We start from the raw sequence: 19,115 nt of genomic DNA, 5'->3' as shown, positions 1-19,115 counted from the left end.
TAATGAAACGTCGACTTGCCAACAGTGTAACGCTGGATTCGCGCTATTTGTTTGCGTTTTTGACCGCCTACGGATACTTTTAACTATTATATTGCTCTCATTAAACAATACGGGATACATAATGGCCGAAAAAGAAAGCACCCTGGCAAAAATCGACCGCACAGACCGGAAAATCCTCGAACACTTGCAGAAGGATGGCTCGCTGACCAACCAGCAGTTGGCGGAAAAAGTGGGCTTATCTCCCTCCCCCTGCCTGCGGCGGGTGCGTGCGCTGGAAGAAGCCGGCATCATTCTGCGTACCGCCACGATCCTGGATCACAAAAAGCTCGGCCTGTCGCTCACCGCCATCATCCTGATCGGCATGGACAGGCATACCCCCGAACGCTTCGCCGCCTTCGAAGAGCAGGTGTCCGGCTACCCGGAAGTGCAGGAGTGCTACCTGATCACCGGCCAGAGCGCTGACTACATGCTGAAAGTGGTGGTACCGGACATGGACCATTACCACCAGTTCCTGCTCAATCACATTACCCGCATTCCCGGGGTCAGTGGCGTGCATTCCAGCTTTGTGTTGCGCCGGGTACTGGACAGCACCGCCCTGCCCCTGGGTTATCTCTCGTAACCGCCCTTTGTCTGGCTGTACCTGACCGGGCGGGCTCCGTACAATACAAGGCAATTTTTCATCCCACGTTTATTTTTGCAGGAAAGCGGAAAACACCATGCGAGCAAGCCGTTATCTGATTGCCACCCAGAAAGAGACCCCGGCCGACGCCGAAATTATCAGCCACCAGCTGATGCTGCGTGCCGGCATGATCCGCAAACTGGCCGCCGGCCTTTACACCTGGCTACCCATGGGCCTTCGCACACTGCGCAAGGTGGAGCGGATTGTTCGCGAGGAAATGGACAAGAGTGGCGCCCAGGAAGTGCTGATGCCGGCCGTGCAACCCGCCGAGCTCTGGCAGGAATCCGGTCGCTGGGAACAGTACGGCGGCGAGCTGCTGCGCCTGAACGACCGCCACGGCCGCGACTTCTGCTTCGGCCCCACCCACGAAGAGGTGATCACCGACCTGATCCGCAACGAGCTGAAAAGCTACAAGGAATTGCCGGCCAACTTCTACCAGATCCAGACCAAGTTCCGGGACGAGCGCCGCCCCCGCTTTGGCGTGATGCGCGCCCGGGAATTCCTGATGAAGGACGCCTACTCGTTCCACATCAACCGGGAATCCCTGGATGAAACCTATCAGCTCATACACCAGACCTACTGCAACATCTTCGACCGTCTGGGTCTGAACTATCGCCCGGTGCAGGCCGACTCCGGCGCCATTGGTGGCAGTGCTTCCCACGAGTTCCACGTGCTGGCCTCCTCCGGTGAAGACGACATCGTATTCTCCACCGACAGCGATTACGCCGCCAACATCGAGAAAGCCGAGGCCGTGGCCCCGGCCGGTGATCGCCCGGCGCCCTCACAGGCCATGACCGAAGTGCACACCCCTGGCCAGAAAACCATCGCGGCCGTCTCCGAATTCCTGGGCCTGCCGGCGGAAAACAGCGTGAAAACCCTGCTGGTCCACGGCGAACCCGATGAAGACGGCAAGTCCGGTCTGGTGGCCCTGATCCTGCGCGGTGACCACAACCTGAACGAGATCAAGGCGGAGAAGCTGGACGGCATCGCCGAGCCGCTGACCATGGCCACCGATGAGGAGATCGAGAAAGCAATCGGCTGCAAGCCCGGCTCCATCGGCCCGGTGGATCTGCCAGTGCCCATGATTGTTGACCGCAGCGCCGCTCATCTGGCGGACTTTGTCTGCGGCGCCAACAGGGACGACTACCACCTGACCGGCGTGAACTGGGAACGCGACGTCGCCCTGGGCCGCGTGGAAGACCTGCGCGATGTGGTGGAAGGCGACCCGAGCCCGGACGGCAAGGGCACCCTCGAAATCCGCCGAGGCATCGAAGTGGGCCACATCTTCAAGCTGGGCAACAAGTACAGCGAGGCCATGAACGCCAACGTGCTGGATGAAAACGGCAAGGCGGTCACTCTGGAGATGGGCTGCTACGGCATTGGTGTATCCCGGATCGTCGCCGCCGCCATTGAACAAAACCACGACGACAGGGGCATCATCTGGCCGGACGCCATTGCCCCGTTCGAAGTGGCCATTGTCACCCTCAACGGCCACAAATCCGAAGCCGTTGCCGAGGCCGGCGAGAAGCTGTACGCGCAACTGCGCCAGGCCGGCTACGACGTGCTGCTTGATGACCGCAAGGAACGCCCGGGCGTGAAATTTGCCGATATGGAGCTGATGGGCCTGCCGCACCGCTTCGTGGTGTCTGAGCGCGGGCTGGAGGCGGGAACGCTGGAATACAAAGGCCGGCGGGATGCGGACAAGCAGGATGTCCCCCTGGAGGAAGCCCTGTCGTTCCTGGTCAAGGCTTCACCGAAAAACAGCCTGTAAAGGGTAACCAACAGCCATCCCGGGCACTGAACGGGATGGCTGTCGCTGAATGGTTTTACGCCCGGGCACCTACAATGCCGGGCTCCATCTCCAGCGCCACTCCGAATTTCTCCAGCACCGACGCCTGCACCTGCTCAGCCAGGGCCAGAATATCCGCTCCCGAGCCGCTACCGTGATTCACCAGTACCAGTGCCTGGCGGTCATGCACCCCAACCTTCTCGTTGCGAAAGCCCTTCCAGCCAGCCTGATCAATCAGCCAGCCGGCGGCCAGCTTCACCCCACCTTCGACCGGATAGGAAACCAGCTCCGAAAAACGCTCGCGCAATTGTCGGTATTGCTCAAGGGGCACCACCGGATTTTTGAAAAAGCTGCCCGCATTGGGCAAGTTTGATGGGTCCGGCAGCTTTTGCTGGCGCACGGACATAACAGCCTGGGCAACCTGCAGGGGGGTCAGGCCGCCATCATCACCAGTCACGCCCAGGGTCTGCTGCAAATCACCATAGCCAAGCTTGAATGGCGCACAGCGTGACAACCGCAAACGGATTTCCAGGATGATGTATCGCCCCGGTTGGTGTTTGAACAGGCTGTCTCGGTAGCCGAAGCAACAGTCGTCGGCATCCAGCACCACCACCCGGCCTTGCCGGCGATCAAGGGCGGTGACTGACACCAGGGTATCGCACAGCTCGACACCGTAGGCGCCAATATTCTGTACCGGCGCGGCACCAGCGGTGCCGGGAATCAGCGCCAGGTTCTCGATACCGCGATAACCGGCGCGGGCGGCAAACAGCACCGCTTCGTGCCAGTTTTCACCGGCCTGAAGAACCAGTTCCGCGCTGTTGTCATCCAACGGTTCCAGCCTGCGACCACGCAGCGCAATGTGTATCACCAGGCCTGGAAAATCACCGGCAAAGACCAGATTGCTGCCACCGCCCAGAAGCTGCAGGGGCAGTTGGTGCTCGGCCGCCCAGTCCAGCGCCTGCTGCAGCTCATCCACGGACCGGACATCGGCCAGGTAGCGGGCCCTGGCTGGAACCGCCAGGGTGTTGAGCGCCGTCAGGTCTGCCTGTTCACGGGGAGCCCACTGTGTGGCCGGGGCAGTCAAGCCAGGCGCTCCCGAATGTCCCGGAGCAGCCCTTCGCTGGCATCCTGAATCAGATCCAGTACCTGCTCGAAACCGTCTTCACCGCCGTAGTACGGGTCCGGCACTTCCCCGGCACCCGCCCGGCCAAATTCCAGAAACAGGCGCGGTTCGGTGCCGCCATTCTGCCGCCAGACATCCCGGACATCTGCCAGGTTGGCCCGGTCCATGGTGACAATATAATCGAAGCGGTCCAGGTCTGCCGGTTCGAACTGACGTGCGCGCAACCCGCTCAAGTCGATCCCGCGGCGGGCGGCCGCGGCCATCGCGCGACTGTCTGGCTGCTTGCCGACGTGCCAGCCGCCGGTGCCACAGGAATCTATCTCCAGCGCCTCAAGCAATCCCGCCTGCTCCGCCAGCTGACGGAACACGCCCTCGGCACTGGGCGATCGGCAAATATTGCCCAGGCAAACGAACAGAACCCCGATCTTGCCGTCAGCCATGCTGACCTCCCTCGCCCAACAGGGCACGAACCCGCTCCAGATCCGCCTCGGTATCAACACCCGGGGCAGGCGGCTGGTCGGCAATATCCACGTGAATCAGCGCGCCGTTGTACAGCGCCCGCAACTGTTCCAGGGACTCAATGCGCTCGGTGGGCGCCGGTGGCCACTGGACAAACTCGCTTAGCACACTGGCCCGGTAGCCATAGATGCCAATGTGGCGGAAATAGCCAATGTTGTCGGGCAGGTCCAGCTCATCCGGGTGTGCACCTTCCGGCCAGAAGTCCCGCGCCCAGGGAATCGGGGAGCGGCTGAAATAATGGGCCATGCCCCGGGCATCACACACCACCTTCACCACGTTCGGGTTGAATACCTGGTGTACGTCGTGCAGGCGCTCACACAAAGTGGCAATCGAGGCATCCGGGTATTGCTCCAGATTATCGGCCACCTGGTTTATCAGGGCCGGGGCAATCATTGGCTCGTCTCCCTGAACATTGACCACCCGGTGGTCCGGCTCAAGGTCCAGCTTGCGGGCGACCTCTTCCAGCCGGTCGGTGCCACTGGCATGGTACGGTGACGTCATCACCACTTCGGCCCCGAAGCCCCGGCAGGCCTGCTCAATACGGGCATCATCGGTGGCCACAACAACCCGCTGGGCGCGGCTTTCTTCTGCCCTCTCACACACATGCTGGATCATGGGCTTGCCGGCAATATCGGCCAGCGGCTTGCCCGGCAAACGGCTGGACGCGTAACGGGCGGGAATAACAACGGTAAACGACATATCTGCTTGCACCCGTGCGCGGTCAGTGTTTGTCCAGGCGTTCGTCGGTGCTGAGGGTTCTGGCCTCACTCGACAACATAACCGGAATGCCCTCGCGAATCGGGAACGCCATGGCATCCTGGTAACAGATCAGTTCGCTGCGATCCTCGGTCAGTTTGAGCTCGCCCTTGCACACCGGGCAGGCCAGCATGGCTAACAGTTTTTTATCCATGATCATGTCTCTGTGTCTGATAATCAGTCTGGTGATCCGCTGGCAGGCGCACACGCCGCCAGCCGTTCCAGGAAGCGTCGTTCAAAAGATTCCGACAATTCGGCCTCCACCGTCAACATCCAGGCGTTGTCCGGAGCAATCCCCCGGCATTTAACCGCATCCTTGGCGGTCATCACCAGCCATTCACCGCGATGAAAGCCCAGATCCTCGGGGCGGAAATGGTGGTGGTCCGGAAAGGGTCTTTCCGTGACCCGGGCACCAAGCGCGCGCAGTGTATCGAAAAACCGGCCTGGGTTACCGATACCGGCGACCGCCCGAACGCCCCGGTTTTCCAATGCCTCGGGTGGCCGCGTTTCACCGGTAGTGAGGTTGACCAGAGCGGCGGGCCTGAGTGTCATGCCGTGCACGTCACCATGCGTGACGCCGGCATAGGCTTGCGGAGCCGGTTCGCTACCCGAGGACGACAGTCCGTTAACGACAACAAAATCGACGTTTGCTATCCGCCCAACCGGTTCTCTTAACGGGCCAACAGGAATCAGTGCACCGTTGCCAACGCCCCGCCGGGCATCAAAGACCGCCAGCTCAATATCCCGGGGCAGCCGGTAGTGCTGCAGCCCATCATCACAAATCAGTACGTCACCCAGTTGCCGGTCAATAGCGTACCGGGCGCCCCGCAAACGGTCCGGGTCCACCACCACCGGGCAACCAGTGGCTCGCGCCAGCATCAGTGGCTCATCGCCGCAAACGCCCGCAGGCGTGCTATCCACAACTTCCAGGGGGTAGGTGTCGCTTTTGCCGCCGTAACCGCGGCTGAGTATCACCGGGTGCCAGCCCCGGCTTTTCATCAACTGCACCAGGCGGGCGGTCAGAGGCGATTTACCGGTGCCACCGGCGGTAATGTTGCCCACCACCACCACCGGCAAGGCCAGTTCTTCGGTGCCATCCACGCTTGTTTTTTTGCGCTTTGTTTCCGCCACCGCACGGTAAAGCCAGGCCAGTGGTGTCAGCGGCCACAAAGGCCGGCGCTTGCCGTACCAAAGCGTTTCAACCAGGTCCTTACTCATGCATGCTCACTGAACTGGATCTGGTGTAACTGGGCGTAAGCACCGTCTTTGGCCAGAAGCTCATCGTGGGTACCGGACTCAACAATCCGGCCATTATCCATGACCAATATGCGGTCAGCTTTCTCGATGGTTGATAACCGGTGGGCGATCACCAGTGTGGTACGCCCTTTCATCACCGTTTCCAGAGCTTCCTGGATATGGCGCTCAGACTCGGTATCCAGCGCCGAGGTGGCTTCATCAAGGATAAGTACCGGCGCGTCTTTGAGAATCGCCCGGGCAATGGCCAGGCGCTGGCGCTGTCCGCCGGAAAGCATCAGGCCGTTATCGCCAATCAGGGTATCCATGCCGTCGGGCATGCGCTCGATAAATTCCAGGGCGTGGGCTTTCTCCGCCGCCTCGCGAATCTCTTCGCGAGTACAGTGGCGCAAAGCACCGTAGGCAATGTTGGCGGCAATGGTGTCGTTGAACAGCACCACGTTCTGGTTGACCAGGGCAATCTGAGCCCGCAATGCCGCCAGGGAATATTCCTTCAGTGAATGACCATCAATGCGGATATCACCGTCGGTGAATTCATAGAAACGGGGCAACAGGCTCACCATCGTGGATTTGCCGCTGCCCGAACGACCCACCAGCGCGACACTCTGGCCAGCGGGAATCTCCAGTGAGATGTCTTCAAGCACGTTGTCGAGCTGATCCCGGTAACGAAACGCCATGTGATCAAACTCGATGTGCCCCTCAACCCGCTCCGGTGCGTAGGTGCCTTTGTCGTGCTCCGGCTCCTCGTCCATGGTCTCAAACACATCGTAGGCAGCCGCCACCCCTTTCTGGATCTTGGAATGCACCGAGGTAATCTGCCGGATCGGCTTGGCCATGGTGGCAGCAGCGGTAATAAAGGCCACCAGCTGGCCGGTGGACATTTCGCCACGGATTTCCGGCGACAGCATGGTCCAGACCAGCGTCGCAATGGCAAACGCGACCAGCACCTGGATGACCGGCACGCTGATGGCCTGGGTAGAGGCCATTTTCAGGCTTTGCTTGAGATTGCGGGCACTGACGTCCCGGAAACGGGCGCGCTCATAGTCCTCACCACCAAAGGTTCGTACCACCCGGTAGCCACTGATGGATTCGGAGGCCACATGGGTGATATCACCCATGGAGCCCTGGATGCGCTGGCTGATCCTGCGGAATCGCTTGCTGGCGTAATTCACCACCAGGCCGATGATCGGCCCGACCACGAGAAACACCAGGGTCAGTTTCCAGTTGGTGTAGATCATGAAACCGAGCAGGCCGACGATGGTGAGGCCTTCCCGCAGGGTGATGGTCACCGCGTTGGTGGTGGCCTCCGCCACCTGCTCCACGTTGAAGGTAAGCTTGGAAACCAGCCGGCCGGCTGCGTTGTCGTCGAAGTACCGGGATGGGAGGGTCATCAAGCGGTCGAACACGTCGTTACGCAGGGCGTTAATCACGTTACGGCCCACGTAGCTGATGAAGTACTGACTGAAAAAAGTGCCAACGCCACGCATGGCGAACACACCCACAATCATGCTGGTCAGCAGCACACGGTTTTCATCGGTCGGGTTTTCGATGGCTGCAATGACATACTCCATTGCTGCCGCCATGCCGGTGGATGCGGCGGCATAGACCACATTGCCAAATATAGCCAGGGCAAACGCCAGCCAGAACGGCTTCACGTACCGAAGCAGGCGTTTGTAGGTGGCCCAACCGGTGGTTGGCGGTGCCTGCAGCGGCTCCGGCCTTGTATTCATCACTGGCTTTCAGCCTCTCGTTCGGTGGTTATGCTCAGTTTTGCGAACCCGAGGCGGCCGGCGACATCCATGGCACGGACAACGAACTCGTGGGGGGTACGGGCGTCTGCGGTAATAATGAAGGGCAAGGTATTATCACCTTCCGACAGTTCCCGGACACCCCGCTCCAGGGTCTCGCGGCGGTTATTGACCAGCGTCCTGTCGTTCAGGATGTACTGGCCATCGGCGTTGATCACCACATCAATCTGCTGTACTTCGGCAGGCGTGGCCGGCTCGCCATTGGCCTCGGGCAGCTCCACCTGCAGATGACTTTCCCGGGTAAATGTGGTGGACACCATGAAAAAGATCAGCAGCAGGAAGACCACGTCAATCAGTGGCGTCAGGTCGACCCCGACCTCCTTGCTTCTCTGGCGTTTGAACTTCACGACGTTCAGGCTCCTTCCACGTCGATTTCGCGGTCACCGTGGACCACTTCAACCAGCTTGATGGCTTCCTGCTCCATGTTGACCACCAGCTCATCCACACGGCGAATGAAATAGCGGTGGGCAATCAGCGCCGGAATAGCCACGCTCAGACCGGCCGCCGTGGTCATCAGAGCCTCGGAGATACCACCCGCCAGGTTGCCGGCATTACCGACGCCGGCCAGCTGAATTTCAGCAAACACCTTGATCATGCCGACCACCGTGCCCAGCAAACCGAGCAGCGGGGTGATGGTGGCAATGGTACCGAGCGGATTGAGAAAGCGCTCAAGCTGATGAATGACCTGGCTGGCCTCCTGCTCGATACTTTCCTTCATGATTTCACGGCCGTGCTTGGCATTCATCAAACCACCCGCCAGCACCCGACCAAGTGGCGAGGACGCCTGCAGGGCTTTGAGTTTCTTGCTGTTCAGATCCTTCTTCTTGATCCAGCGCCACAGTTCATTCACGGTTTGCGGCGGGGCAACCCTCGACGGCCGCAACGACCAGAATCGCTCCAGGATAATGGCCAGAGCCAGAACGGAACAGGCAACAATGGGCACCATCAGGATGCCACCGGCTTTCAAAAGCTCGAACACGCTTGATCTCCCTGATTAATAACGAGCGGGCGCTACTTTAGCATAGCTGTATCACCGAGCCACACCCGCAACCTTACGGGATCTGACATTGATCACGGGCCAGGCCATCTGCCGCTATCCAGAAAGGCGCAACGCTGCGCTGCTCACTCACCCGTGGCCCTTCACCCGACAACGCCAGGACAATCTGCCCCGAACACGCCGTGCTCAGTGCGCGAGCCCCGGCCTGACGGTAACGGGCGGTGACATCGGCATGGGGATGACCGTATCGGTGCCGGAAACCCGCCGTGTAAATGACCCGGTCCGGTGCCACCGCCCTAACCCACTCCGGGGATGACGAGGTCTTGCTGCCATGATGCGGCGCAATCACCCAGCGCCGGCCTGCTTTGGCGGGAAACCACCGGTGCACCCCGGCCTCCAGCATTTCCCGTTCAACCGCGTGGGTTATATCACCGGTCAGCCAGATCAGCGTTTGCGAAGGCCGGTGGAACACCTGCACCACACAGGATGCCGCATTTCCGGACTGCTCCCCTGCCGATTGCCAGAAACCCAGCTCCAGGCCTGCCCACGTTTCAATACCCGGCCGGCAGGCATCAACCCCACCCGTGAACCCGGCGTACGAGTCATCCGGCCATTCCTGGATTTCCCCGGCCGTCACCCGGCCCACCCGGAACCGGCCAAACAGCTCGGGCAAACCGCCGGCGTGGTCATTATCCCCGTGACTGATCACCAGCCGGTCCAGCCGATGCACGCCTCTTTCGGCCAGCCCGGGAATCAACACCGAATCGGCCGCAGAATAGACCCCCGGCACCCCCGGGCCCGTGTCGTAAACCAGCACCCGGTTCCGGGCACGAATCATCACGGAGAGACCCTGGCCGACATCCCACACCACCAGCTCCGGTTCACTGACTACCGGATTCCCGGGCGCGGATGCGGGCACCACAACCGAAATCGCCCACGCAAACAGAACCAGCCCACCGGTCAGCCGGAACCCCGGAAAAGGGAAACGCAATAACACCAGCACGCAAACCGCCAGCAGCGCAATCACCGCCCAGTGAGGTTCGGCGATCGGCGGCCAGGGAAGGGTTTCGACAAACACCAGCCAGCGCCATAACACCGCCAACACCCCATCAAACAGGGGCAACAGCCAGACAAGCACGGCACTCCCCGCCAGGCCAGCCACCACGCCACCGATGAGCAATACCGGCATCACCACCACGGACAGCCAGGGAATGGCGACCAGGTTGGCCACTATGCCAGCCAGCGGCTGTTGCTGCTCGAATTGCGCCAGAATCGGCCAAAGTCCGGCAAAAATCGCCAACTGGGCGATGACCAGCCCCTTGAACCAACCGGGTGGCCCCAGCCGCCCCGCAAACGCCAGCAACAGAATGGCCACCGCGCCAAACGACAACCAGAACCCCTGGTCCAGTGGCGCGAAAGGGTCTGTCAGCAACACCAGGGTCAATGCCAGCACAAACGGCCGCCAGGGACTGAATTCCCGGGCCAGTAACAGATACCAGCCGCCAATGATCACCATGATCAGCGCCCGGCGCGTGGGCACCCCAAAGCCGGCCAGCAAGGCGTATGACACACAGATGGAAACCAGACCGGCAAACACCAGTTGGCGAACCCGTCGTTCCTGAATGTGCCCCACGGGCAGCAACAGCAGGGTCTTGCGCAGTACCACGGCAGCCAGCATTGCCACCAGCCCCAAATGCAGGCCGGAGATGGCCACCAGGTGAATGGTGCCGGTGGCCTGCAGGGTCTGCCAGTGGGCATCAGTCAATCCGTTGCGGTTGCCTATCAACAGCGAGGCAACCAACGGATAATAGCGAGCGTTACCGAACAGGCGCTCAACCTGCCCGGCAATCTGGCGATACCAGGCATGGTAACGGCAATGCCAGCCACAACGGACGTCCGGCGCATGGGCCACGGAGCGAATGCTGCCCGTGGCCCTGATGGCGTGGCGGAACAACCAGTCTTCATAGCGGAAACCGGCGGAGTTCAGATAGCCGTGCGGTCGTTTCAGGACCACGTTCAGGCGCAAGCGCTGGCCCGGTAACACACCGCCATCCCGTCCGTACCAGGCCAGCCGCAGCGTTTCCGGCGCCTGCCAGTCGCTGTTGAAGGCGGTATGCCAGCTTTCCACGCAGAAATTGAAGCGCAGACTGTCAAAGCTGCCCGGCCTGGGCAAACTGCACAGGTACCCGGATACGGCCAGCTCCCTGCCCTGTGCTGCCTCCGGCAAGCGTTGTTGCAAGCGGTTATCCGCCTGCCAGTATGTCCACGCCAGCCCCAGCGCCAGGCAGCAGAGCAAGGCCGGCAAGCAGGCTGCGGGAGAAGATCGGAGCCGGTACCAGAGTGCGACGCTGACCAGAATAACGGCCAACAGCATGACGCTGAAGGCTGGCCACGGCGTCAACCGATACAGTAAGATTGCACCACTGCAGAATGCCAGCAGATTGGCATTGCTCAGAATCCGTACCCGGGGCACCGGTGCGGCGCCGTTAAAGCGGGACATTCCCTGTCCTCCTTACATTTGGCAAACCGGCAGAACAACTGGCCGGTTATCATCCTGACATCAGATCACAGGCCGGACTTCCAATGCCGAAGAAGTTCATGAAGCGGTATTTGCCCACTCCGGAAAAAGTGCGTTCGATCCGGTCGCTGCACTTTCTCGGGGATGTCCTTCATGAACCCAACCTGTGGCATATAAACCGGCACTCGGTTGCCAGGGCGTTTCTGGTGGGCGTCTGGTTCAGCTTCATCCCCATGCCGTTCCAGATGCTGGGCGCTGCGCTCTGTGCCATCTGGCTGAACGCCAACCTGCCGCTCTCGGTCGCCCTGGTCTGGATCAGCAACCCACTGACCATGCCACCCATCTTCTATTTCAATTACCGCCTGGGCGCATGGATTCTGGACCGGCCGTTACTGGCGTTCGAGTTCCAGGTTTCCCGGGAATGGCTGGGCCACCGACTGGTGGATATCGGCATACCGCTCTACCTGGGCTCTCTGATCACCGCCACGGTAGTGGCCTGCCTGGCCTACCTGATTATTCAGTATATCTGGCGGCGCAAGATCCGCACCGACTGGCGCCAACGCCGGCGCACTCATTCACGACCGGCCACCGGCGGGCCTCACAGTTCCTGAACCAGGCGCCCCTGTTCCAGCCGAAGCACCCGCCCCAGGCTTCGCGCCATGGTCATGTCATGGGTCACCATGACGAACGCAGTGCCGGACTGGTCCCGCAAATCCTCAATCAGGGCACGAATACCCGCCCCAGTCTGCTCGTCCAGATTACCGGTGGGTTCATCCATGAGAACGCATTGGGGCTCATTAACCAGAGCCCGGGCAATCGCCACCCGCTGGCGCTCGCCGCCGGACAGTTCGCCCGGCTTGTGTTTCAGCCGCTCCGCCAGACCTACCCGGGCCAGTAAAGATTCCGCCTTCACCGCCGCCTGAGACGGCTTCATGCCCGCCAGGGCGCAGGGCATCATCACGTTCTCCAATGCTGAGAACTCCGGCAACAGGTGATGAAACTGATAGACAAATCCCAGGTTCCGGCTACGGAACTTCGCCCGTCCCGCTTCCGACAGGCGATGGATATCCTGCCCACAGATACGGATATGGCCTGAGGTGGGCCTGTCCAGCCCCCCCAGCAGGTTAAGCAGAGTGGTCTTGCCGGCTCCGCTGCTGCCAACGATAGCCACGGTTTCGCCCGGCTCAACCCGCAGGGAAATGTCCGAGAAAATAGTCAGCGTTTCCGGCCCCTCACTGTAGGTACGGGTCAGTTGGCTGCACTCGATAACCGGCACGCTTGCCGGAGCGGAAGCATCATTCATAACGCAAGGCCTCTGCCGGTTCTACCCTGGACGCCCGCCAGGCGGGATAAATAGTGGCCAGCAGGCTCATGGTCAGCCCGGAGCCGCTTATGATCAGCACATCCTTCCACTGCAACTGCGAGGGCAGATAACTGATGAAATAGACATCGGCGCTGAGGAACTGCTGCCCCAGCAACGTTTCGATCCAGGCAATAATGTCGGAGATGTAAACAGCGCCAAGAATACCCAGAGCGGTGCCGACCAGCGTGCCGAAGATGCCAATAACAGCACCCTGAACAATAAAGATGCGCATAATCTTGCCCGGCGTGGCGCCCATGGTACGCAAAATGGCGATGTCCGCGGTCTTGTCGGTAACCACCATCACCAGTGTGGAGACAATATTGAAGGCGGCCACCGCGACAATAAACATCAGCAACAGGCCGATCATGGTCTTTTCCATGCGGATTGCCTGGAAAAGATTACCGTGGGTGCGGGTCCAGTCCGATACGTAGTAGCGCCCGTCCAGGGTCCGGGCCACCTCATGGGCCACTTTCGGCGCGGCAAACAGATCATCCACCAGCAGTCGCACCCCTTCGGCACGGCCACCGGTGCGCATCAACCGGGCTGCGTCGTCCATATGCACCAGGGCATAGTTGCCATCAAGCTCGGCCCCGACACTGAAAATCCCCTTCACCGTGAAGCGCTTCAGCCGTGGCAGCACCCCCGCCGGCGTCACCGATGCCTCCGGCAGCACCACGGTCAGCCGGTCACCAATACCCAGCCCCAGACTGTTAGCCATCAGCCGGCCGATAATAATGCCGAACTCGCCGGATTTGAGCTCATCCAGCGAGCCCTGGACAAAATGGTCCTGGATGATAGACACCGATGCCTCCTGCTCCGGCACCACACCGTTGAGCATGACGCCACGCACATTGCCCCCACCGGTGACCATGCCCTGACCCTGAATGAACGGCGCGGCCGCTTCCACTCTCGGATGCAGCTGCGCACGCTCATCAATGCTTTGCCAATCATCCAGCGGCCCGTCGGCGCCCTGCACCGTGGCATGGGGCACCATGCCCAGAATTCTCTGCTTCAGCTCTCGATCAAAGCCGTTCATGACCGACAGCACGATAATCAACACCGCCACACCGAGCATCAGCCCGATCATGGAGGTCAGTGATATGAAGGAAATGAAGTGGTTACGGCGCTTGGCGGCGGTGTACCGCAGGCCAATGTAAAAGGATAGGGGTCTGAACATAGGATTGGGGTGCCTGTTGCTACCGTTAGGTCTGTCGCCTCTGGAAAACTGCTAGACTTGTCTCACGTACATAGAAACCCAGCCTCCCGGAGACAGGATGCCAGGCACCGACCACAAAGCCCCGACCCACCCATCAACCGGTGACCGCCGGGAATTTTTCCGCATTGATGATCACATCGGTCTGGAAATGCGCCGCCTTGACGCCGACGAGAGCCTGGATGCCGATTTCTTCGCTGACTCACCAGAGCAGGCCCTGCAAGCCGAATTCCGCCGGCTCGACCAAGACGTTAAAGGCCAGTTGGTAACACTAGCCGAACACGACCGCAATCTGGCCGGGCTGATCAAGTCACTGAACAGCAAGATCGACACGCTGGCGCGCATTATCGCCTTTGAGCAAAATCCGTTGCAACCGGAGGACTGGCAGGATGTCACCCTGAGCGAAGGTGGCCTGTCCTTTGACGACCGGGCCCACGCGTGGCAAAAAGGCGACCGGATGGCCGTGCGCATGACCCTGCCACCGGAGCTATATCAGCCGCAGGCAATGGCGGAAGTCTTTGAGGTAGAGGCCGCCAGGCAAGGCCGGGCGCGGGTTCACACGGCTTTCATCCGGATTGACGATGGCGACCGCCAGCAAATTGCCCGGCATGTGATGAAGTGGCAGGTACGCCAGCGGCAAAACCGCTAGACTTCCGGACAGCCTTGCACTTTTGCGCAAAATTACGGGATATTACCTTTACGTCACCTCGGAAAAATCGCCCCCCGGCACTGACAATGGAGAGCAGCATGAACAAAAAAGGAATCCGGTTGGCCGCCCTGGCCCTGGCAACCTGTCTGATGGGCGCCGTCCCCGCCTACGCCGAACAAGTGACCATTCCGGTGGGTGCCCAGGGTGATCACAGCCAGATCAGTCTGCCAGCCAACGGCATCACCCAGGATGCAGTACGCGAGCGTTGGGGCTCGCCGGAAGAAATACGCGAGCCTGTTGGCCAACCGCCCATAAGCCAGTGGTATTACAAGGAATTCGTGGTGTATTTCGAGGGAGAGCGGGTACTGCACACCGTAATGAAACGAAAATAGTGACGGGCTGTCTGTAAAAGCGGATTTTATGACACGGACACCTGACGCCGCCCCGGCGGTCAGATAGAATGACCGCTTTTGATCTGCAGGGGGCGAAACCAGTGACTTCCAGACCAATACTGCCGGCCGAATGGGCACCCCAGAGCGGGGTCATGCTGACCTGGCCACACCCGGGTACCGACTGGGTGCGGATGATGGACGACGTTGAACCGGTGTTTCTGGAGATTGCCAAAAACATTCTTCGCTTCGAGCATCTTGTGATCAGTTGCGAGTTTGTCTCCCGTCTGCAAAAACTGGGTGAGCAACTCAACCAGTGGGCCGAGGCAGACCGGCTGCCCGGCCGCGTAATCACAGTCCCTGCTCCGGCAGACGACACCTGGGCGCGGGACCACGGCCCGATCACGGTAAAAACCGATGACGGCTATGCCGTACTGGATTTCCGCTTCAATGCCTGGGGCAACAAGTTCTCGTGGGAGAAAGATAACGCCCTGAACAGCCACCTCGCCGGCGCTGGGGTTTTCGGCAAACACCGCCTGCAACAGGTGGACATGGTGCTCGAAGGTGGCTCCATCGAATCGGACGGTGAAGGCACACTGATGACCACCAGCGAATGCCTGCTGACTCCGTCACGCAATCCAGATCTGGACCGCACCGGCATTGAACAGCAACTGCGTGAACAACTCGGCGCAGAACGGGTGCTCTGGCTCAATCACGGCTACCTCGCCGGCGACGACACCGACAGTCATATAGATACACTGGCCCGCTTCTGCGCCCCGGACCACATCTGTTACATCGCCTGCCCGGACCCGACCGACGAACATTACGATGCCCTGCAGGCAATGCAGGAAGAGCTGCGGGAGTTTCGCCAGGCCAACGGCGAGCCCTATCAGCTGACTGCCCTGCCCTGGCCCGACCCCATTTATGACGCCGACGGCCAGCGCCTGCCGGCCACCTATGCCAACTTCCTGATCATCAATGGTGCCGTGTTGCTGCCCGTGTATGGCGTACCCCAGGACAATGAAGCCATCCGGGTGTTGGCCGGATTATTCCCGGAACGGGAAATCATTCCCGTCAATTGCCGGGCATTGGTTCACCAGCACGGCAGCCTGCACTGCCTGACCATGCAATTCCCTGAAGGAGTGCTTGAAGTATGAGCCAGGCCAACCGCCGCCAACTGCAGGTGGCCGCCATTCAGCAGACCTGCAGCAACGACAAACAAACCAGCCTGGCCACATCCGAAGCCCTCGTGCGCGAAGCGGCCGCCGGCGGTGCCGAGCTGGTTATCCTGCAGGAGCTGCATGCCACCCTGTACTTCTGCCAGACCGAGGACACCGGCGTATTCGAGCTGGCCGAACCCATTCCCGGCCCGACCAGCGAACGGCTGTCGGCGCTGGCGGCAGAGCTGGGTATCGTGCTGGTGGGTTCCATCTTTGAACGGCGGATGAACGGGGTGTACCACAACACCGCCGTGGTCTTCGAAACCGACGGCAGCATCGCTGGCCTGTACCGGAAAATGCACATCCCGGATGACCCAGGCTTCTATGAGAAATTCTACTTCACGCCGGGCGACGCCACCTTTAATGGCGGACAGAGCGGCTTTACCCCCATCCACACGTCTGTCGGCAAACTGGGCGTACTGGTGTGCTGGGACCAATGGTACCCGGAATCCGCCAGGCTCATGGCCCTGGCCGGTGCCGAACTGCTGATCTACCCCACTGCCATCGGCTGGGACACCACCGACGACCCGGACGAACAGGCCCGTCAGCTTGACGCATGGGTTACCGTTCAACGCGGTCATGCCATTGCCAACAACCTGCCGGTAATTGCTCCCAACCGGGTAGGAACCGAACCAGACCCGTCCGACCAGACCAACGGCATCCGGTTCTGGGGCAACAGTTTTATCTGCGGCCCCCAGGGCGAATTCCTGGCCCGGGCCGACGAACACAGCCAGACCGTTCTGACCGCCACTTTAGATTGCCGGCGTACTGAATCCATACGGCGCATCTGGCCGTACTTCAGGGACCGGCGCATCGACGCCTACGGCGACATTCTCAAGCGGGTAAGGGATTAAAACCGCATGCAGCAAACCATCGACCAACTGGTCAACGAACTGAACAGCGTACTGCTGGGCAAGGAACCACAGGTTCGCCTGGCCGTGTGTGGGCTGCTGGCACGCGGCCACTTGCTGATTGAGGACATTCCGGGCATGGGCAAAACCACCCTGTCCCATGCGCTGGCCAAAGTCATGGGCCTGAGTTACCGTCGCATTCAGTTCACCAACGACCTGTTACCGGCTGACCTGCTCGGCTACGCCATGTTCGACAAACAGGCCGGTGATCTGGTGTTCCATCCCGGGCCGATCTTCTCCCAGGTGGTTCTGGCGGACGAGATCAATCGCGCTTCCCCGCGCACCCAGAGCGCCCTGCTCGAGGCAATGGAAGAGCGGCAGGTATCAATAGAAGGCGAAACCCGCCCACTGCCCTCGCCATTTTTTGTCATCGCCACGCAAAATCCCATCGAACAGGGTGGCACTTTCCCGCTGCCGGAATCCCAGCTGGACCGGTTTCTGATGCGCCTGCGGCTCGGTTATCCCGACCCCAAGGCCGAACGGGAGCTGCTGGAAGGTGAAGACCGCCGCGCCATCACCGATCGTCTGCCCACCCTCTTGCCCCGGAAACAGCTGCAAACCCTGCAGGCGGCCGTGGAGACAGTCAGTGCCAGCCCGGCCCTGCTGGACTACCTGCAACGCCTGCTGGCTGAAAGCCGGCGTCTACCCGGCCTGATGTATGGTTTATCTCCCCGGGCGGGGCTTGGTCTGCTGCGCGCGGCCAAGGCCTGGGCAATGATGGCCGGTCGAAACCACGTGCTGCCGGATGACCTGCAGGCGGTGTTCCCTGCCATCGCCGAACACCGGCTGGAACAGGGGGAATCCGGCAAGAGCGCAGAGCGGGTCCGGCAACTGCTGACCACGGTATCCGTCCTTGAATGACGGCCAACTGACCATATAGCACAACTTTATAAATGGCATTGCTTCAAACGAATGGCAGCCGCGACCATTCGTGATAGCCTTTCAACACTTTTTTCTGGTTGGAGACACCCATGAGCGAAACCAAACACTCCCGACTGATCATTCTCGGTTCCGGCCCGGCCGGTTATACCGCTGCTGTCTACGCAGCCCGTGCCAACCTGAAGCCGACACTGATCACCGGCATTGAGGTGGGCGGCCAGTTGACCACCACCACCGATGTGGACAACTGGCCAGGCGATAACGACGGCGTTCAGGGCCCGGAACTGATGCAGCGCATGCAGCAGCATGCCGAGCGTTTTGAAACCGAGATCGTTTACGACACCATCAACGAAACCGACCTGAACCAGCGCCCGTTTGTTCTGAAAGGCGACAGCGGCACCTACACCTGCGATTCACTGATCATCGCCACCGGCGCGTCGGCCATGTATCTGGGCCTGGAGTCCGAAGAAAAATTCAAGGGCCAGGGCGTCTCCGCCTGTGCCACCTGCGACGGTTTCTTCTACAAGAAGCAGAAAGTCGCGGTGATTGGCGGTGGCAATACCGCCGTGGAAGAAGCCCTTTACCTGTCCAACATCGCCGACGAAGTGACGCTGGTACACCGCCGTGACAGCCTGCGGGCGGAGAAGATCCTGCAGGACAAGCTGTTCGAAAAGGCCGAAAACGGCAACATCAATATCATCTGGGATCACACCCTTGACGAAGTCCTGGGCGATGGCACCGGTGTAACCGGCATGCGCATCAAAAGCACCAAGGACGACAGCACCCGGGAACTGGCGCTGGCCGGCGTATTCATTGCCATCGGCCACAAACCCAACACCGGGCTGTTTGAAGGCCAGCTGGACATGAACAACGGCTACATCAAAATCCGCTCCGGCCTGAACGGCATGGCAACAGAAACCAGCATTCCTGGTGTATTCGCTGCCGGCGATGTGGCCGACCACGTATACCGCCAGGCGGTCACCTCGGCCGGTTTCGGCTGCATGGCCGCCCTGGATGCGGAAAAGTTCCTGGACCAGCAGGACTGAAA

At 60.5% G+C, this 19,115-nt stretch carries 20 protein-coding genes; 9 read left to right on the top strand and 11 right to left on the bottom strand.

Features of this window, described 5'->3' with window-relative positions:
• Positions 1–121: 121 nt before the first annotated feature.
• On the top strand, positions 122–619 hold the full coding sequence (locus tag BMZ63_RS06790; RefSeq protein ID WP_091703449.1) for an Lrp/AsnC family transcriptional regulator: 498 nt from the start codon (positions 122–124) through the stop codon (positions 617–619).
• Between the two features lie 97 nt (positions 620–716).
• Positions 717–2,450, top strand: a complete 1,734-nt coding sequence (locus BMZ63_RS06785) for a proline--tRNA ligase (protein ID WP_091703447.1) — start codon at positions 717–719, stop codon at positions 2,448–2,450.
• A gap of 55 nt (positions 2,451–2,505) precedes the next feature.
• Here BMZ63_RS06785 and murB read toward each other — a convergent pair whose 3' ends face one another.
• The 9 genes from murB to BMZ63_RS06740 all read right to left on the bottom strand — a co-directional run bounded on the left by murB (position 2,506) and on the right by BMZ63_RS06740 (position 11,425).
• The gene (gene murB, locus BMZ63_RS06780; RefSeq protein ID WP_091703444.1) at positions 2,506–3,552 is read right to left on the bottom strand and encodes a UDP-N-acetylmuramate dehydrogenase; all 1,047 of its coding nucleotides are present in this window, start codon (positions 3,550–3,552) and stop codon (positions 2,506–2,508) included.
• Positions 3,549–4,031, bottom strand: coding sequence for a low molecular weight protein-tyrosine-phosphatase (locus BMZ63_RS06775; protein ID WP_091703442.1), 483 nt, complete (start codon positions 4,029–4,031; stop codon positions 3,549–3,551). The genes murB and BMZ63_RS06775 overlap by 4 nt, the downstream gene beginning before the upstream one ends.
• Positions 4,024–4,809, bottom strand: coding sequence for a 3-deoxy-manno-octulosonate cytidylyltransferase (kdsB, locus tag BMZ63_RS06770; protein WP_091703439.1), 786 nt, complete (start codon positions 4,807–4,809; stop codon positions 4,024–4,026). Before kdsB ends, BMZ63_RS06775 begins: the two co-directional genes overlap by 8 nt.
• 22 nt (positions 4,810–4,831) lie before the next feature.
• Entirely contained in the window at positions 4,832–5,020 is a 189-nt protein-coding gene (locus BMZ63_RS06765; protein ID WP_091703798.1) for a Trm112 family protein, read from the bottom strand.
• 23 nt (positions 5,021–5,043) lie between these two features.
• A complete protein-coding gene (gene lpxK, locus BMZ63_RS06760; protein WP_091703436.1) occupies positions 5,044–6,084 on the bottom strand; it encodes a tetraacyldisaccharide 4'-kinase in 1,041 nt (346 codons plus the stop codon).
• Positions 6,081–7,850, bottom strand: a complete 1,770-nt coding sequence (msbA, locus tag BMZ63_RS06755) for a lipid A export permease/ATP-binding protein MsbA (RefSeq protein WP_091703433.1) — start codon at positions 7,848–7,850, stop codon at positions 6,081–6,083. Before msbA ends, lpxK begins: the two co-directional genes overlap by 4 nt.
• A complete protein-coding gene (locus BMZ63_RS06750; RefSeq protein WP_091703430.1) occupies positions 7,850–8,275 on the bottom strand; it encodes an ExbD/TolR family protein in 426 nt (141 codons plus the stop codon). Before BMZ63_RS06750 ends, msbA begins: the two co-directional genes overlap by 1 nt.
• A 5-nt stretch (positions 8,276–8,280) precedes the next feature.
• A complete protein-coding gene (locus BMZ63_RS06745) occupies positions 8,281–8,907 on the bottom strand; it encodes a MotA/TolQ/ExbB proton channel family protein (RefSeq protein ID WP_091703428.1) in 627 nt (208 codons plus the stop codon).
• A 73-nt stretch (positions 8,908–8,980) separates the two neighbouring features.
• Entirely contained in the window at positions 8,981–11,425 is a 2,445-nt protein-coding gene (locus tag BMZ63_RS06740) for a DNA internalization-related competence protein ComEC/Rec2 (protein ID WP_091703425.1), read from the bottom strand.
• An 83-nt stretch (positions 11,426–11,508) separates the two neighbouring features.
• Between BMZ63_RS06740 and BMZ63_RS06735 the strand changes: the two genes are divergently transcribed.
• Positions 11,509–12,054 carry a DUF2062 domain-containing protein gene (locus tag BMZ63_RS06735; RefSeq protein ID WP_091703422.1) on the top strand — a complete coding sequence of 182 codons (546 nt, stop codon included), beginning with the start codon at positions 11,509–11,511 and terminating at the stop codon, positions 12,052–12,054.
• Here BMZ63_RS06735 and BMZ63_RS06730 read toward each other — a convergent pair.
• Entirely contained in the window at positions 12,042–12,746 is a 705-nt protein-coding gene (locus BMZ63_RS06730; protein ID WP_091703419.1) for an ABC transporter ATP-binding protein, read from the bottom strand. The genes BMZ63_RS06735 and BMZ63_RS06730 overlap by 13 nt on opposite strands.
• Positions 12,739–13,983, bottom strand: a complete 1,245-nt coding sequence (locus BMZ63_RS06725) for a lipoprotein-releasing ABC transporter permease subunit (protein WP_091703416.1) — start codon at positions 13,981–13,983, stop codon at positions 12,739–12,741. The genes BMZ63_RS06730 and BMZ63_RS06725 overlap by 8 nt, the downstream gene beginning before the upstream one ends.
• Positions 13,984–14,080: 97 nt before the next feature.
• On the opposite strand from BMZ63_RS06725, the gene BMZ63_RS06720 reads away from it, so the two are divergent.
• The 6 genes from BMZ63_RS06720 (at position 14,081) to trxB (ending at position 19,113) form a co-directional block, all read left to right on the top strand.
• A complete protein-coding gene (locus BMZ63_RS06720) occupies positions 14,081–14,668 on the top strand; it encodes a PilZ domain-containing protein (protein ID WP_091703414.1) in 588 nt (195 codons plus the stop codon).
• 98 nt (positions 14,669–14,766) lie between these two features.
• The gene (locus tag BMZ63_RS06715) at positions 14,767–15,060 is read left to right on the top strand and encodes a hypothetical protein (RefSeq protein ID WP_091703795.1); all 294 of its coding nucleotides are present in this window, start codon (positions 14,767–14,769) and stop codon (positions 15,058–15,060) included.
• A gap of 101 nt (positions 15,061–15,161) precedes the next feature.
• A complete protein-coding gene (locus BMZ63_RS06710; protein WP_265013601.1) occupies positions 15,162–16,214 on the top strand; it encodes an agmatine deiminase family protein in 1,053 nt (350 codons plus the stop codon).
• Complete coding sequence (locus tag BMZ63_RS06705; protein ID WP_091703409.1) at positions 16,211–17,131, top strand: carbon-nitrogen hydrolase; 921 nt, start codon at positions 16,211–16,213, stop codon at positions 17,129–17,131. The genes BMZ63_RS06710 and BMZ63_RS06705 overlap by 4 nt, the downstream gene beginning before the upstream one ends.
• A 6-nt stretch (positions 17,132–17,137) precedes the next feature.
• Positions 17,138–18,049 carry an AAA family ATPase gene (locus BMZ63_RS06700; protein ID WP_091703406.1) on the top strand — a complete coding sequence of 304 codons (912 nt, stop codon included), beginning with the start codon at positions 17,138–17,140 and terminating at the stop codon, positions 18,047–18,049.
• Between the two features lie 110 nt (positions 18,050–18,159).
• A complete protein-coding gene (gene trxB / locus BMZ63_RS06695) occupies positions 18,160–19,113 on the top strand; it encodes a thioredoxin-disulfide reductase (RefSeq protein WP_091703403.1) in 954 nt (317 codons plus the stop codon).
• Positions 19,114–19,115 lie beyond the last annotated feature (2 nt).

The organism is Marinobacter persicus, assembly GCF_900114155.1.
Taxonomy (GTDB): domain Bacteria; phylum Pseudomonadota; class Gammaproteobacteria; order Pseudomonadales; family Oleiphilaceae; genus Marinobacter; species Marinobacter persicus.
Note: the sequence above shows the minus strand (reverse complement) of the source record. Positions and strands in the feature narration are given on the sequence as shown.

Excerpts from the sequence above, each read along its gene's own strand:
- BMZ63_RS06730 (WP_091703419.1), bottom strand. The coding sequence starts at position 12,746 with ATGAATGATGCTTCCGCTCCGGCAAGCGTGCCGGTTATCGAGTGCAGC.
- BMZ63_RS06740 (WP_091703425.1), bottom strand. The coding sequence starts at position 11,425 with ATGTCCCGCTTTAACGGCGCCGCACCGGTGCCCCGGGTACGGATTCTG.
- BMZ63_RS06725 (WP_091703416.1), bottom strand. The coding sequence starts at position 13,983 with ATGTTCAGACCCCTATCCTTTTACATTGGCCTGCGGTACACCGCCGCC.
- BMZ63_RS06785 (WP_091703447.1), top strand. The coding sequence starts at position 717 with ATGCGAGCAAGCCGTTATCTGATTGCCACCCAGAAAGAGACCCCGGCC.
- BMZ63_RS06735 (WP_091703422.1), top strand. The coding sequence starts at position 11,509 with ATGCCGAAGAAGTTCATGAAGCGGTATTTGCCCACTCCGGAAAAAGTG.
- BMZ63_RS06705 (WP_091703409.1), top strand. The coding sequence starts at position 16,211 with ATGAGCCAGGCCAACCGCCGCCAACTGCAGGTGGCCGCCATTCAGCAG.
- BMZ63_RS06700 (WP_091703406.1), top strand. The coding sequence starts at position 17,138 with ATGCAGCAAACCATCGACCAACTGGTCAACGAACTGAACAGCGTACTG.
- BMZ63_RS06775 (WP_091703442.1), bottom strand. The coding sequence starts at position 4,031 with ATGGCTGACGGCAAGATCGGGGTTCTGTTCGTTTGCCTGGGCAATATT.
- msbA (WP_091703433.1), bottom strand. The coding sequence starts at position 7,850 with ATGAATACAAGGCCGGAGCCGCTGCAGGCACCGCCAACCACCGGTTGG.
- kdsB (WP_091703439.1), bottom strand. The coding sequence starts at position 4,809 with ATGTCGTTTACCGTTGTTATTCCCGCCCGTTACGCGTCCAGCCGTTTG.
- BMZ63_RS06715 (WP_091703795.1), top strand. The coding sequence starts at position 14,767 with ATGAACAAAAAAGGAATCCGGTTGGCCGCCCTGGCCCTGGCAACCTGT.
- BMZ63_RS06765 (WP_091703798.1), bottom strand. The coding sequence starts at position 5,020 with ATGGATAAAAAACTGTTAGCCATGCTGGCCTGCCCGGTGTGCAAGGGC.
- BMZ63_RS06790 (WP_091703449.1), top strand. The coding sequence starts at position 122 with ATGGCCGAAAAAGAAAGCACCCTGGCAAAAATCGACCGCACAGACCGG.
- trxB (WP_091703403.1), top strand. The coding sequence starts at position 18,160 with ATGAGCGAAACCAAACACTCCCGACTGATCATTCTCGGTTCCGGCCCG.
- lpxK (WP_091703436.1), bottom strand. The coding sequence starts at position 6,084 with ATGAGTAAGGACCTGGTTGAAACGCTTTGGTACGGCAAGCGCCGGCCT.
- BMZ63_RS06720 (WP_091703414.1), top strand. The coding sequence starts at position 14,081 with ATGCCAGGCACCGACCACAAAGCCCCGACCCACCCATCAACCGGTGAC.